Annotated in this window: 11 protein-coding genes and 1 other annotated feature; of the genes, 6 read left to right on the forward strand and 5 right to left on the reverse strand. The window is 40.9% G+C overall.

From position 1 onward, the window contains the following. Window positions 1–451 precede the first annotated feature (451 nt). The 3 genes from clpB to rluD all read right to left on the reverse strand — a co-directional run bounded on the left by clpB (window position 452) and on the right by rluD (window position 4,829). Entirely contained in the window at window positions 452–3,025 is a 2,574-nt protein-coding gene (clpB, locus tag MHN79_RS19020; RefSeq protein WP_152429632.1) for an ATP-dependent chaperone ClpB, read from the reverse strand. A 96-nt stretch (window positions 3,026–3,121) separates the two neighbouring features. Then, window positions 3,122–3,850 (reverse strand): peptidoglycan editing factor PgeF, encoded by a 729-nt coding sequence (gene pgeF, locus MHN79_RS19025; RefSeq protein WP_239174325.1) that lies wholly within the window; start codon window positions 3,848–3,850, stop codon window positions 3,122–3,124. Between the two features lies 1 nt (window position 3,851). Beyond that, window positions 3,852–4,829: a 23S rRNA pseudouridine(1911/1915/1917) synthase RluD gene (gene rluD / locus MHN79_RS19030; RefSeq protein WP_239174326.1), complete on the reverse strand. Its 978-nt coding sequence runs from the start codon at window positions 4,827–4,829 to the stop codon at window positions 3,852–3,854. A gap of 129 nt (window positions 4,830–4,958) precedes the next feature. On the opposite strand from rluD, the gene MHN79_RS19035 reads away from it, so the two are divergent. From MHN79_RS19035 to yjjX, 6 genes are all read left to right on the forward strand, one after another. Further along, a complete protein-coding gene (locus tag MHN79_RS19035) occupies window positions 4,959–5,684 on the forward strand; it encodes an outer membrane protein assembly factor BamD (RefSeq protein WP_239174328.1) in 726 nt (241 codons plus the stop codon). Between the two features lie 322 nt (window positions 5,685–6,006). Beyond that, window positions 6,007–6,336: a ribosome-associated translation inhibitor RaiA gene (gene raiA, locus MHN79_RS19040; RefSeq protein WP_114786930.1), complete on the forward strand. Its 330-nt coding sequence runs from the start codon at window positions 6,007–6,009 to the stop codon at window positions 6,334–6,336. 125 nt (window positions 6,337–6,461) lie between these two features. Then, window positions 6,462–6,583: a sequence feature (Phe leader region), on the forward strand. A 12-nt stretch (window positions 6,584–6,595) separates the two neighbouring features. Next, window positions 6,596–7,774: a prephenate dehydratase gene (pheA, locus tag MHN79_RS19045; RefSeq protein ID WP_239174330.1), complete on the forward strand. Its 1,179-nt coding sequence runs from the start codon at window positions 6,596–6,598 to the stop codon at window positions 7,772–7,774. A 158-nt stretch (window positions 7,775–7,932) separates the two neighbouring features. Next, complete coding sequence (locus MHN79_RS19050; protein WP_239174332.1) at window positions 7,933–8,979, forward strand: spermidine/putrescine ABC transporter substrate-binding protein; 1,047 nt, start codon at window positions 7,933–7,935, stop codon at window positions 8,977–8,979. Beyond that, the gene (locus MHN79_RS19055) at window positions 8,963–11,308 is read left to right on the forward strand and encodes an EAL domain-containing protein (RefSeq protein WP_239174336.1); all 2,346 of its coding nucleotides are present in this window, start codon (window positions 8,963–8,965) and stop codon (window positions 11,306–11,308) included. The genes MHN79_RS19050 and MHN79_RS19055 overlap by 17 nt, the downstream gene beginning before the upstream one ends. Continuing rightward, window positions 11,274–11,819, forward strand: coding sequence for an inosine/xanthosine triphosphatase (gene yjjX / locus MHN79_RS19060; RefSeq protein ID WP_160932029.1), 546 nt, complete (start codon window positions 11,274–11,276; stop codon window positions 11,817–11,819). Before MHN79_RS19055 ends, yjjX begins: the two co-directional genes overlap by 35 nt. A 2-nt stretch (window positions 11,820–11,821) precedes the next feature. On the opposite strand, the gene trpR is transcribed toward yjjX, so the two are convergent. Then, window positions 11,822–12,118 (reverse strand): trp operon repressor, encoded by a 297-nt coding sequence (gene trpR / locus MHN79_RS19065; RefSeq protein ID WP_239174338.1) that lies wholly within the window; start codon window positions 12,116–12,118, stop codon window positions 11,822–11,824. Window positions 12,119–12,246: 128 nt separating this feature from the next. Beyond that, the gene (gene sltY / locus MHN79_RS19070) at window positions 12,247–14,202 is read right to left on the reverse strand and encodes a murein transglycosylase (protein WP_239174341.1); all 1,956 of its coding nucleotides are present in this window, start codon (window positions 14,200–14,202) and stop codon (window positions 12,247–12,249) included. Between the last annotated feature and the right edge of the window lie 241 nt (window positions 14,203–14,443).

Here is a 14,443-nt window from a genome sequence, read left to right on the forward strand (position 1 = left end):
ATGCGGCTCAATGAATACTGATAACATTACTATGTAATGTTGAATTGACTGTGCCGGTATTACTACCGATTGGTCACTCAGTTCATTGATAAATCTTTTGGATTATCATCAACGAGTGCCCACACAGATTGATAGGTTTAGTTTGTTAAAGAGCGTTCTTCTTTAGTGTCATTTACTCTCTAAAGAAGAGTCGGCCATTCTAGCGATATAAAATAAAGAGTCAAACACTTTTCTTTATTTTTCTTTTGCTTAGCCTAGTAAAACCAAGCTGACCGATGTATCAGCGCTTTTACCCTGACAACGAGAGCGGATTATAGAGAAGAATTCTAAGAGCACAAGAGCAAAGCAGTAAAAAATTCAATTTACTGTATCGTTCGCTCATAATTCACACGAAAGGAGTAAAAACCACCCGATAGTAGAGCAAAGGTGTACTCTACCATCAGGTATAAATCTATTGCTGAGCAACTATCTGATCTTTACTCACTGATAGTTTAATAGGCTTGTCTGGTATCACCTTACCAGCAAGGATTGCTTTAGCGAGCGGATTCTCGACACTTTGTTGAATAGCTCTCTTTAACGGTCGAGCACCAAATACAGGGTCAAAACCAACTTGAGCAATGAGATCTAGCGCTTTGTCTGTTACTTGCAATTTATATCCACCGTCTTCCATTCGCTTGGAGAGTCTATCCAACTGAATAGAAGCAATAGATTTGATATGCTCTTGTGCGAGCGGATGAAACACCACACTCTCATCGACTCGGTTAAGAAACTCAGGACGGAAATGTTTGTTAACCACTTCCATTACTTCTTCCTTTATACCCTGATAATCCAATGAACCAAAGTTTTCTTGGATTCTTGTTGATCCAAGGTTGGAAGTCATAATAACAACAGTGTTGCGAAAGTCGACAGTTCGACCTTGGCCATCTGTGAGTCTTCCGTCATCTAGAACTTGGAGCAATATGTTAAACACGTCTGGATGAGCTTTCTCAACTTCATCGAGCAAAATAACTGAGTAAGGCTTTCTTCTGACTGCTTCAGTGATATAGCCGCCCTCTTCATATCCAACATACCCTGGGGGAGCGCCTACTAGTCTGGCAACGGAGTGTTTCTCCATAAACTCTGACATATCAATACGAACCATGGCATCTTCACTATCAAATAAGAAGTTAGCTAAAGTCTTACAAAGCTCTGTTTTACCTACACCTGTTGGGCCGAGGAACAAAAATGAGCCAATGGGTTTATTGGGGTCAGATAGTCCAGCACGGCTGCGACGAATCGCGTTGGATACCACTTCAACCGCTTCAGTTTGACCAATAACACGAGTGTGGAGAACTTTTTCCATCCTAAGCAGCTTTTCTTTTTCAGCCTCGAGCATCTTAGATACTGGAATACCTGTCTGCTTAGATAGCACTTCGGCTATTTCATTATCCGTGACCTTATTGCGAAGCAGAGTCATTTCCTGCATCTCGGCTTGGGTCGCAAGGTCTAGCTGCTTTTCTAGTTCAGGGATACGCCCATACTGGAGTTCTGACATTCGATTAAGGTCACCAGCTCGGCGAGCAAAGTCCATATCCAATCGCGCTTGTTCTAATTCACCTTTTATGTGTTGTGTACCCGATAGCGCTGCTTTCTCAGCATTCCAAACCTCTTCAAGTTCAGCAAAAGCACGCTCTTTATCTTGCAACTCCTCATTGAGGTTAAAAAGACGCTTTTCACTCGCTTCATCATGTTCATTGGTCAGTGCTTGCTGCTCGATCTTAAGCTGAACAATTTTTCGTTCAAGCTTATCCAATGATTCTGGTTTAGAATCTATTTGCATTCTGATACTGGATGCCGCTTCGTCGATTAAGTCTATTGCTTTATCTGGTAACTGACGATCCGAAATATACCTGTGGGACAAGCTCGCTGCGGCAACAATCGCTGGATCCGTTATCTCTACATGATGATGAAGTTCATAACGCTCTTTAAGGCCGCGTAGTATTGCCACTGTATCCTCTACTGAAGGCTCATCAACCAATACTTTTTGGAAACGGCGCTCCAGTGCTGGATCTTTTTCTATATATTGACGATATTCGTCTAGTGTTGTCGCACCAACGCAATGAAGTTCACCTCTCGCTAAAGCCGGTTTGAGCATATTGCCCGCATCCATTGAACCCTCACCTTTACCAGCTCCGACCATAGTATGAATTTCATCTATGAAGAGAATGACGCTGCCCTCTTCTTTAGACAGCTCACTAAGTACTGATTTGAGGCGTTCTTCAAATTCTCCTCGATATTTTGCACCCGCCACCAGAGCTCCCATATCAAGTGAGAGAACTCGTTTATTTCGTAGTCCTTCGGGGACTTCATTATTTATAATACGCTGTGCCAAACCCTCGACAATAGCCGTTTTACCGACTCCAGGTTCACCAATAATGACGGGATTATTTTTGGTGCGTCTTTGCAAGACCTGAATAGTGCGACGGATTTCATCATCACGACCGATAACAGGATCCAATTTACCCTGCTCAGCCCGCTCTGTTAGATCAATAGTGAATTTTTCTAGCGCTTGACGAAGTTCCTCTGCATTCGGGTCATTAACCGTTTGACCACCTCGAATTTTATCAATTGCAGCGCTCAGTTTCGCTTCAGTAAGGCCCAACTCTTTAAGTAACTCACCTAAAGGCCCTCTGTCTTCTATTGCCGCGAGGAGGAAGATTTCCGATGAAATATAAGCATCTTTGCGCTTTTGTGCGACCTTATCACAAAGGTTAAATAAGGTTCCCATCGAACTTGATAGTTGTACATCACCACCAATCCCACTCACTTTGGGCAAACGATCAAGGATTTCACTTAATTTGGATCTCAGGTGAGTAACATCGACATCGAGCGTGGTAAGTAACGGACGAATAGGGCTACCGTTTTGGTCCATTAAAGCAACCATAAGATGAACGGGCTCAATGTATTGGTGATCACGTCCTAACGCCAGTGATTGTGCGTCAGATATCGCGATTTGAAATTTGCTAGTAAACCTATCAAGACGCATATCTACCTTCCTAACCTTAACGAAGAAAACTCTTTTAGTCAGTATGATAGATGGATGCGAAAGCAGCGACTTTCAAGGGGAATGTATTGAAAAGTATTATTTATCGATCCAGATAAAAGTAGCTTGTCGACCTGTTATACCATCTCGACGATAGGAAAAAAAACGCTCAGGATCAGAATAAGTACACATGCCGCTGTAATACACATCGCTAATGCCTATGCTGTTCAATCTTTGAGTGATGAGTATGTTCATATCAGCTAACCATTTCAATGGTGAGTTCGTCGGATAGAATGCCTCACAAGCTGAGGGATTTTTTGCGACAAAAGCTTCTACTACATCCTCTCCTACTTCAAATGCTGACACACCAATCGCAGGGCCTATCCAAGCCATTACTTGGCTGTCAAATTGTGCAACCGCATTTTCAACGATCCCATTGGCTAAACCTCGCCACCCCGCGTGCACAGCCGACACTTCGGTGCCGGAGCTGTTTGATAACAACACAGGAAGGCAATCAGCTGTCATGGCGGAGCAAACCACGCCTACATGCTTGGTATATAGACCATCAGCATTGAGTACTTCCTGAGTTGGCGTGGAGACTTCTAACACTGTGGTTGAGTGTGTCTGATTTAACCAAATCGGCGCACTAGGCATCGACGATTGTTGAGCTAACCAAGAGCGATTGCTTTCAACGTGAGTGATATCATCCCCAACATGACTACCAAGGTTTAACCCTTGGTATTTGCCATTCGAAAAACCCTGCTTACGAGTCGAAGAAAACGCTTTAACATTTGCAGGCACTGGCCAGTTGGGAATAATCATCTCCACCTTACATGTCTTCCTCAATGCCGTGTTCATGAACGTCTCGACGCAAAGCTTCTGTCATCGACACCATATCTTCGGGTACAGGGGCATGAAATTCTAATTCCTCTCCCGAGATAGGATGTTCAAACTTAAGCATCACGGCATGTAGGGCCTGACGATCAAATTGGCGTATCATATTCGCCAATTGCTCCGAAGCTCCAGCAGGAATTCTTGCCCGTCCGCCATAAGCAGAGTCACCAAGCAATGGATGCTGAAGATAAGCCATATGAACACGAATCTGGTGAGTTCGGCCAGTTTCTAACCTTAAACGAATACGCGTATGCTCTCGAAAATGTTCAGCAACACGATAATGCGTTACTGCTGGCTTACCCATAGGACTAACCGCCATCAATGTGCGTTTTGTAGAATGACGACCGATAGGCTGTTCAACTCGCCCACCAGCGGTCATGCGGCCAATCGCAATAGCTTCATATTCCCGAGTAATATTGCGTTTTTGTAGCGCTCGAACTAAACGCGTTTGTGCTGGCACTGTTTTGGCAACAACCATTAAACCCGTTGTATCTTTGTCGAGACGATGGACAATTCCAGCACGGGGAACTTCGGCAATATCTGGGTAATGATGCAGCAAAGCATTTAATACTGTTCCATCTGGCGTACCCGCTCCCGGATGAACGACAAAGTCCCTCGGTTTATTAATAACGATAATGTCGTCATCTTCGTAAACGATGTCCAACGCAATATCTTGAGCTTCCCAACGCTCTTCATCCTCTAATTCGGCTTGAACGATTATAATTTCACCACCCATAACTTTGGTTCGAGGCTTAATGACAACTTCTCCATTTACCTGAACTTTGCCATCCAATAACCATTCCTTAAGACGAGAACGAGAAAAATCGGCGAATAATTCTGCGATTGCCTGGTCAAGACGCTGACCCAATTGACTATCTTTTACTGTATTACTTAATTCAATCTGCTGAGCCATATCGAACTTTTTCAAAAACTGTGGGACTAATTGCCACTAGTGTGGAAGAATATTGCTCCATTGTATCTGCTCCCGACCAGAAAGTAACGGAAGCAACAAAATATTTATCTCGAGGAATCGAATCCTGACATGAAAAAGCATACTTTATCTGGCTTATTAGCATTATCTGTATTAGTCGGCTGCTCTAGCAGCGATGAGATTGTTCCGGATATCCCACCTTCCGAATTATATTCTGAAGCTCAAGTATCTTTGCAAAGTGGAAACTGGTTATCGGCAATTGATAAGTTGGAAGCTTTGGATTCTCGATATCCATTTGGTGCTTATTCAGAGCAGGTCCAATTAGACCTTATCTATGCTTATTATAAAAATGATGACTTAGCTCTAGGATTAGCGACCATAGAGCGCTTTTCCCGCTTAAATCCAACGCATGAAAAGCTTGATTGGGTATTGTATATGCGTGGCCTTACTCACATGGCACAAGATCGTAATTTTATGCATGATTTATTTAACGTAGATCGTAGTGACCGAGATCCAGAACCTGTGAAAAAGGCTTTTGCTGACTTTAAGAAATTACTCGAGCGTTACCCAAATAGCCCATATGCAGAGGACGCTCAAAAGCGTATGATTTCGCTAAAAAATCGCCTTGCTGAATACGACTTGGCAACTGCAGACTTTTATCTTCGCCGCGAAGCATGGATAGCCGCAATCAACCGCGCACAAGAGTTACAAAAAACTTACCCTGACACTGAAGCCGCATTAAGATCGCTTAAAATTCAGCTGGAAGCATATCAAAAATTGGGCCTAGAAGATGCTGTAAAGCACACTCAACAATTAATTGATTTGAACGATATTTAGATTGTGCTTTTGGGATATAGTGTTGACAACAAGACACTAAACGTATCCCACAAGTGCTCTGACAACATTGGGGTATGTTTTTCAAGTCGAGGGGATGCACTAAAAAGTATAGACTTTTTAGTTTGTTACACTAATAAATTAGCAACTCCTCACTTCTTCACAAGTCTTTTCTTTCATCCAAAAGTTCAATTCTAGATATCGATCACGTTTAAATTGCCTATCTCGAAACATAAAACGAATATTGATCTGGGTCACATTATTTTGGCGTTAGATAGGTAATCTGAAGTTAATCCACTAAGGGTGCTACAGAGGAAGAACATCTATGAAAGTAAACATCACTGGTAAAAACATTAACATCACCTCTGCTATCCGAACTCATATAGAGAGTAAATTTAAGAAGTTAGAAAAATGGCAAGTCGATATTATCAGCTGTCAAGCCTGCTTTAGTGAAGAACCAAATAAACAAATGAAATTTGAGGCTGTGATTACCGTACCTAAAGGTAAATTGGTTGCTTCTGCAATACACGAAGATCTTTATGCAGCTGTTAATGAAGTAGAACAGAAACTTGAGCGACAACTCAACAAACTACGCCACAAGCCCGAAGCTCGGCGTGCTGAGAAACTAGAGCCGGAAGAAATTGAAGCTGAATAAGCTCTATCTGAATCAGTTTGGAATGACTAGTTAGAAAATAGCGCTTTGTGCGCTATTTTTTTGCTTGACGCTGATTAACCGCTTGCTTATTGTGTTAACGCCATCACAACTATATTGATAGATATGATTCTAAACTACCTGTTCTTTTTTGACTTCTTTTTTCTCCGATAAATCTGGAGGCACTCTCGTTTTCGAAAGATAAGTCAGAAACGAACAGGAAGCCTCCCATTTGGGAGGCTTTTTTAATGAGGACAACAAGATGACTGAACAAAAATACTCACTCGATGATATTCGCTCACGTTTGAATGAGTTAGACGACGAACTGTTAAAGCTCTTATCTGAGAGAAGGCAAATGAGTATTGAGGTAGCCAAAAGTAAGGTTCAGACATCTAAACCTATACGCGACGCAGCTCGTGAACAGCAACTTTTGGTAAAACTAATTAACGCAGGACGTGATAAATATGAGCTGGATGCCCAATATATCACAAAGCTATTTCATACTATCATTGAAGATTCGGTCTTACTTCAACAGTCTTATCTACAGAACCTTGCCAACCCTGAACTCAGTCGTAAGCCATTAGCTAGGGTCGCATTTTTAGGGGCAAAGGGGTCATACTCTCACCTTGCTAGCCTTGAATATTTCAGCCGAAAAAATACCGAGTTAGTCGAGCTTAATTGTCAGCATTTTAAAGAGGTCGCTCAAACGGTTGAATCTGGCCATGCAGACTTTGGCGTTCTACCAATTGAAAATACCAGCTCAGGCTCAATCAATGAGGTGTACGACCTACTTCAACATACGACGTTACACATTGTTGGAGAAATTGTTTTGCCAATAGAGCACTGCCTAGTTGCTACGTCGGACGTGCGAATCGAAGACATCAAAACACTTTACTCACATCCTCAGCCCCATCAGCAATGCAGTGAATTTCTGGGTCGATTTAAAAATATCACACTTGAGTCGTGCACCAGTACTGCAGATGCAATGAAAAAAGTAAAAGAAATAAACCGAAGCGATGTCGCTGCCATTGGGCATGCAGCAAGTGGAAAGCTATATGGTTTACAGTCTATACAGACAAATATTGCAAACCAAACCGAAAACCATACTCGCTTTATCATTGTTGCAAGAAAACCAGTGGAAGTCTCCAGTCAAATTCCAGCGAAAACAACATTTATAATGTCAACTTCTCAGGAAGCAGGATCATTAGTTGCAACCTTACTTGTATTGCAAAAGTATTCAATTAACATGAGTAAACTAGAGTCTAGACCTATTATGGGAAACCCATGGGAAGAGATGTTCTATGTAGACTTGGAAGCTCATCTTGAATCTGAACAAATGCAAAAAGCACTGCAAGAACTTACAAAGCTAACCAAACATCTCAAGGTCTTAGGATGTTATCCCAGTGAAAATGTATCACCCACAAAAATAAAAAGTGAATAAAAAAGGAATATAGATCAAATAAATAATCTCATATGACTGACACTAATAAGAAAAATACTTAATATAGCAACACCAGTTGCATATGAATGTAGTGTCAGTTATTTCAGGCATGTCATTTTGAGCGAATTTATCGGAGCATATGGAGCTTCCCGTTTGATATGAGATCGCTATTTCTCCTTTTACTCGCGTTCACCACGCAAAGCTTTTCAGCACAAACCAAAGCACCTATAAACATCTACATGTGGGAAGATACTATCTCACCTTACGTCGTTGAAGATTGGGAATCATCAACGGGCATGCCTCTCAAAGCAACCCATTTTGATAATGATGATGAACGCAACTTGTTGATGATGAAAAGTCTTCAATTACCTTTTGATATAGTGATTTTAGACAATGTCTCAGCCCAAATTTACGGCCGTTTTGGGGCTTTTAAAGATCTCAGTACTCTCAAAAATCGTCACCATAATGGAAACAAATGGTTGCAAGCTTGTGGTGATTACGCTGTCCCCTATTTCTGGGGTACAGTCGGAATAGCATATAGAAAAGATCTAGTCCCAACCCCACCTTCAACATGGAGCGAGTTTACTTCCCCTCCGAAGGAACTGGAAGGGCGTATTGGAATGATCAATGATACTATTGAAAGCTTTCTTCCTACATTTTATAGCTTAGGTTTGGCTCCTGATGAAGGTACCCCCTCAGTCATCAAAGCTGCTTATCCTCAACTACAAAGTTTCAATGAAAAAATATTAACATACGAATATATATTGAGTTACGTAAGGGGAACAGAAAATCATAACGATAAGCTTGCCATGGCGCTAGCCTACAGCGGAGACCAATATTCTCTCAACCGCTATTTTGTTGGGAATAAATGGGCGTTTACGATTCCTGATGGTGAAATATTCATCTGGCTTGATTGCCTTGCTATCAATAACCGCTCAACTAACCCTGAGGGAGCAAAAGCCTTTCTAGAGTATTTGATGGACCCTGATGTGGCTGCAAAAAATGCAATATTTATCAAAGCTTCAACTCCCAACCTTACTGCATTAAAAAAAATGCCTGATTGGTATAAAAATGATGCATCATTGTTTCCACCACAGAAAAGAATAGAGCAGGGGCGCGTTGATGTAGAGCTATCCCCTGAAAACATAAGTCTACGAACTAAAATACTCAACCGCATTCTAAAACGTCATGAAACTCAGTACTAGAGTACTGTTGCTAGTATCGCCAGTCATTCTAATTAGTGCTGCATTTTCTAGCTACGGTATATATAACAATCAAAAAGATGCGTTAGTTAAACGCGAGAATAGCTATCTTCAATTAACAATGGAAAAACTGGCAGGGCATTTTCGTCAGTCTGTAGCGATATTAAATAGTTACTCACTAACTCTAACGAAAAGCGACATAATACGCCATTATTTCATAAAAGAAGAGAATCCATATCGTGAGATGGAGCTCATCGATACGCTGCAAACTACGCTCTTTAGCCTTCAGGTAAATAAAAGTAGCAATGTGGCAATAGCGATCCTTGACCACTCTCGTAGTCCATTGTTTTATGTCGATAATCAACTGGACCCGTTTTCAAAACTGGATAAGAAAGTACATGAATTCGTCAAAGAGAGTTATCTATTGACAGGAAAAAATTCTTTCGTCGGATTTACCCAAAACCATCAGGGTCAGAGTGTCCTTGTCCGTTACGATGTTCTAGATATTGACACTTTAATGTCACCGCTTAGTTACAATAGAGATCATTTCTTCTTTGTTGTTGTCTATTTGTCCTTAGACAAGTTTGATCAGCTCAAACATATTATTGAGTTTGACAATGACACCAGTATCTATTTCAGTGATTACCCTATTGTAAAATCAGGTTTAACTCAATCGGTTGAGCTGTTATCAGATATTTATGCTGTTTTGGATCCTGCTCAGTATTTGCTTACAGAGCAACTTTATACGATTAAACAGAGACTCCTCCTTTTTTTTGGCGCTTCCACAGTAGTCACTATTTTTATTCTACTCTTTCTATTACATAATCGAGTTATCAGCCCGATTACTTTTTTAGATAAACAATTACAGCAAGTGGAGCTGAGGCAAAGCTTTAATATTCAACGCCTTAACACTAGCGATGAGATTGGGCGACTATCAGCTAGATTCTACGACATGTATAAGGAGCTTAGTTCGATCTATCAAAAAACCAAGGCGATGGCTGAAAATGACCATTTAACCCAACTCGCGAATAGGTACCAATTTCAAATATGTGTAAACCAAGCGATAAGAGATAATATTCTATGTACTCAGGCTTGGATTTTGTATATTGATTTAGACAATTTTAAATACGTTAATGACAAATATGGTCATCATGTAGGTGACTCTCTCCTAATCGATTTCGCGGAGCATATTCGTACAGTCAGCCATACCTATGAACAGAAACAAGGTACAAAATGCCTCGCATCAAGATTATCTGGTGATGAGTTTGCTATTTTTATCTCCTCTTCAACAAGCAGTGATTATTCTTATCAACTAGCCGAAGACATTCTAGAGCCAATACAAAACTCTCAAGGATCTCCCTTGGGTAATTTTCCAATCACTGCCAGTATAGGTATCGCAACCTACCCTGATGATGGCCAAGATCTGGAAAAACTACTTTCCAATGCAGATACAGCTATGTATCAAGCCAAACGAGCAGGAAAGAATCAAATTGCGAGGTACTCACAAGAGCTAGATGAAGTTGTACGACGCAGAAATCAAATAGAACAAGCACTAAGAAACGGGGAGTTCGATGATGAGTTTTCATTGATGTACCAACCCTACTTTGACCGTTCAGGTAAGAAAATTGTGGGTGTTGAAGCATTGCTGCGTTGGTTTTCCCCAAACATGGGTAAAGTCAATCCTGCAGAATTTATCCCCATTTCGGAAAAAACTGGCCTATTTGGTAAAATTGATCGTTGGGTTATTCATCAGGCATTCAAAGACTTCCAAGCATTGCAAGAGTGCTTCGAATACCCTCTTCAGTTGTCTATTAATTTATCTTCTGCTGAATTGGACTCTCAACAGTTAGCAAGAGACATACAAACGGCAGCTCAAAAGTATCACGTAAAGCCCAGTTTAGTTGACTTCGAAATTACTGAAACTTTTGCGACTGACTCACAAAGCTATCCTCTGCTGCATGAACTTTCTTTAATGGGCTTCAAGCTAGCTATTGATGATTTTGGTTCAGGTTACACCTCTATCACTCAATTAGTGGAGTATCCAGTCCAGAAGATCAAACTCGACAGAGAGTTTCTGACCACATTGATAAAAACCCAAAATCAAAAAGTCATTAAGCCATTGGTAGAATTATGCCACTCCCAATCAATGATAGTAATCGCTGAAGGAATAGAGTCTGTATCTATGTTAAATTGGCTCACCAACAACCATTGTGACTATATGCAGGGTTACTTCCTATCTCCTCCTCTATCACTATCAGAATTAAAAATTATCAATCAACCAGAACATAGGTGTAAAGATGTCAATACAGAAAGTTGTTATCACTTCTCTTAACCCTGCGAAGAAGAAGGCTGTAGAGAGTGCTTTTGAGGCTGTATTTGGCTCTCAACGTTTTGATTTTATGACAATTAAAGTACCAAGCGATGTTGCAGATCAACCTATGTGCGATAAAGAAACTCGTCGGGGTGCTATTAACCGAGTAAAAAATGCAAAAAGAAACCAGCCGAATGCTGACTATTACGTGGGCCTAGAAGCAGGAATAGAGGGTAATTCTACTTTTGCATGGATGATAATAGAGTCAGCGACACAAAGAGGGGAGTCTCGCTCGGCCAGTTTAATACTTCCCCCTCTGGTATTAGAAAAACTGGTCGATGCAAACGAGCTTGGTGATGTGATGGACGACGTGTTTGGCACCGAAAATATTAAACAAAAAGGTGGGGCTATTAGCCTGTTAACCCATGACCGCCTGACACGCAGTAGTGTTTACCATCAAGCATTGATATTAGCACTGGTTCCATTCACTAATCCTGAATACTTCCCCAACAACCTCCTAAATATCGAATAATCTTATTCGATATTTAGGAGTGAGAGTATTTGGGCTCTTTCTGTTGCTGACTTTGATTTTAACTCATTAGAACCCCGAGTGATTGTAGCGACTCCCACACCCAATTTATTGCTTATCTGCCTTTGCGAAAGCTCACCTTTAAGTAATTCACAACAAATGTTTACTCGCGCAATCAAAGCCTCTCTCTCATCTGCGGTCAGTAGCATAGTAAGCAGCATCTCGTGTTGATTAGCTTTAGTGCTGATTTTTATTAGATCTAAGATTTGTTGCCACTCATGATATTCGGTTTGTGTTGCCATTTATTGTACAGTTCCAAGAATTCTTAAGACAAATAGGGCCTGCTGGCCCTTTGGGGTTGAATAGTAGCCAAGGTAAAAGCACTTTAATCAAGTAAGATATTCAAATATGCTCTTTTAATGTTTAAACGCTAATACCTAGTTTCAATCTCATGCTTGTTTAAAAACGCACCATCTACTCCTAACAAATCACGGTAATATGTCTCGAACATCAATATATTCTGGACATAGCCACGTGTCTCTTTAAATGGGATAGCTTCTATAAAAGCATAGGCATCAAGCCGGCCTTGAGTACGTTCTCTCCAAGTCTTGACTCTGTGCGGGCCCGCATTATACGCCGCAAGAGCAAAAACTCGATTATTATCGTACCTTTCTAGCAAACCTTTCAAATAGTGACTGCCAATTTCAATATTTTTTCCGACTTCATACAAATCATTACTGCTGCGATACATTAATTGATATTTACGTGCCGTATATTTAGCCGTAGACGGCATGATTTGCATAATGCCTCTTGCACCAACAGGCGATCTTGCTAGAGCATCAAGTGCACTCTCCTGCCGAGCCAAAGACATCAGCGTAATAGGGTCAATACTATGCTTTTCGCCATAAAAATCGAACCACCACTGATGAGCCACGGGAAAACGCAGCTCGATATTGTCCCACATTTTAGCTTGAATACTGGCTTTGACAGACAGATGGGACCATTGCTTATTGGCAGCATAAGCGGCTAACATTTCTTTTTGTTCGTCACTAGCTCGGTCGAGTAACCATTGCCATTCATTTTTTGCGACTGCAATTTTATCACGTTCGATCAACTCTTCAATTCTAATTAAAGTAGTTCGAAACGGTTGTACTGCCTCTTGCTGAAAAGAAAGAGTAGAGACAGGATAGTTAATTGAGCGCTTAATCTCTTTCGCTGCAGCAACACTGTAAAAGTTTCTCTGGCCAACAATTTTCTCTAAACGTTGACTCCCCTGCTTAATTTTTCCCTCAGCCAACTCACTTCGGCCCAACCAATATTGCCAGCGTAAACTTGCCTGCTTACTTTCAGGAAGTAAATCAATCCAATTAATGACCCCTTGCCAATCAGCGTCCTGTATTGCAAGTCGTATACGTCTTTCTATCAGCTTATAGTTGGATGAGGTGGATATTTTTTTATCACGCCAGTGTTGCTGTAGCAGCGAATCTGTATTGATTAATCGAAATGCTAGATGATCTGCCAAATCCTGAACTTGTTTCTTAGACATTTTCTTGGCCGAGACCACTTGCTCAAAAACACTAAAAGCTTTTTTACTATTTTTGCGAGCAAGTTTTCTTAAAGCCATTGCTGTCAAGGTTCGATACCAATCGTTATCTGGCTTATCAAACGCAAAATCGAGTACCTGCTCAGGGCGTTTGAATAAAGCTTTCATTTCCTTCGCTTGCTGCTGGGCTTTTTTCGTTCTGAGCTGCTTTCTCAAAAAATTCATCAAAGAGCCATTACTTGTTTCGAATACAAGTTGCATTCGATCTAGAATATCTTGATCTGTTCTCACTCCTGATTGATCCCAAGCACTAAAAAGGCCATCACAAGCGTCAGAGATACTCTCTCCTGATAGCCATAGCTTCTTGGCTCCGATAAAGGCTTTGTCTTTGTGTCCCGATTTGTATAAAGCGTAGTAATAATGACATTGATAGCTTTCTCCTCTAGGCTCAACCCTTTGAAATTCAATTAGCTTTTTCCACTGTTTCTTATGCGCAAGGCTATCGATATAAGGGGCTCGTATTCGGCCAGAAAAAGGCACTGTTTTGTAATTTTCAATAAATGTATCAACCTCTTGTGGCGTTCTATCGCCAATATTAATCAAAAAGGCTCGATAATCTGTATAGGGAGTAAGCGGGTAGTCCTCAATTTGTTCACGAATATTAAAATACTGAGATACCTTCCCTGCATCCAATAAGCTCTGAGCTTTATCATAAATGCTGCGTTGCTGTTGAAGATCGCCAGCCAGGACAGGTAAGACAATTATTGAGCTGCAAACCATTGCCCCTAATGCAAGAGACAGTGAATGAATGCGATGCAGCGACTTAGGAAACATTAGTGTCATAAGTTCTCATCCCGTAGAGAAATTAAGGTTTAGTTCGCGGTTATCTACGATTACTACAACAATCTGATACACGCTAGAAGAGAGCGTGTTGGTCTACTTTAAGCTCAGCCGAACTAGGCTGTTACCATTCTATTTCTTAAAACTCTGTTTAAAGGATAGCCATAAAAACAAGCCATGTATCACAAAAAACCAATAGGCTTGTTTCTCAAATTCGAAAAAACAGTGTGTTTTCAAATCAACC

This window comes from Vibrio sp. Of14-4, assembly GCF_022347625.1.
Lineage (GTDB): Bacteria > Pseudomonadota > Gammaproteobacteria > Enterobacterales > Vibrionaceae > Vibrio > Vibrio pristinus.

What these genes read in the sequence shown, in the direction of transcription:
- clpB (WP_152429632.1), bottom strand. Translation starts at nt 3,025, where the DNA reads ATGCGTCTTGATAGGTTTACTAGCAAATTTCAAATCGCGATATCTGAC.
- rluD (WP_239174326.1), bottom strand. Translation starts at nt 4,829, where the DNA reads ATGGCTCAGCAGATTGAATTAAGTAATACAGTAAAAGATAGTCAATTG.
- MHN79_RS19035 (WP_239174328.1), top strand. Translation starts at nt 4,959, where the DNA reads ATGAAAAAGCATACTTTATCTGGCTTATTAGCATTATCTGTATTAGTC.
- raiA (WP_114786930.1), top strand. Translation starts at nt 6,007, where the DNA reads ATGAAAGTAAACATCACTGGTAAAAACATTAACATCACCTCTGCTATC.
- pheA (WP_239174330.1), top strand. Translation starts at nt 6,596, where the DNA reads ATGACTGAACAAAAATACTCACTCGATGATATTCGCTCACGTTTGAAT.
- MHN79_RS19050 (WP_239174332.1), top strand. Translation starts at nt 7,933, where the DNA reads ATGAGATCGCTATTTCTCCTTTTACTCGCGTTCACCACGCAAAGCTTT.
- MHN79_RS19055 (WP_239174336.1), top strand. Translation starts at nt 8,963, where the DNA reads ATGAAACTCAGTACTAGAGTACTGTTGCTAGTATCGCCAGTCATTCTA.
- yjjX (WP_160932029.1), top strand. Translation starts at nt 11,274, where the DNA reads ATGTCAATACAGAAAGTTGTTATCACTTCTCTTAACCCTGCGAAGAAG.
- trpR (WP_239174338.1), bottom strand. Translation starts at nt 12,118, where the DNA reads ATGGCAACACAAACCGAATATCATGAGTGGCAACAAATCTTAGATCTA.
- sltY (WP_239174341.1), bottom strand. Translation starts at nt 14,202, where the DNA reads ATGACACTAATGTTTCCTAAGTCGCTGCATCGCATTCATTCACTGTCT.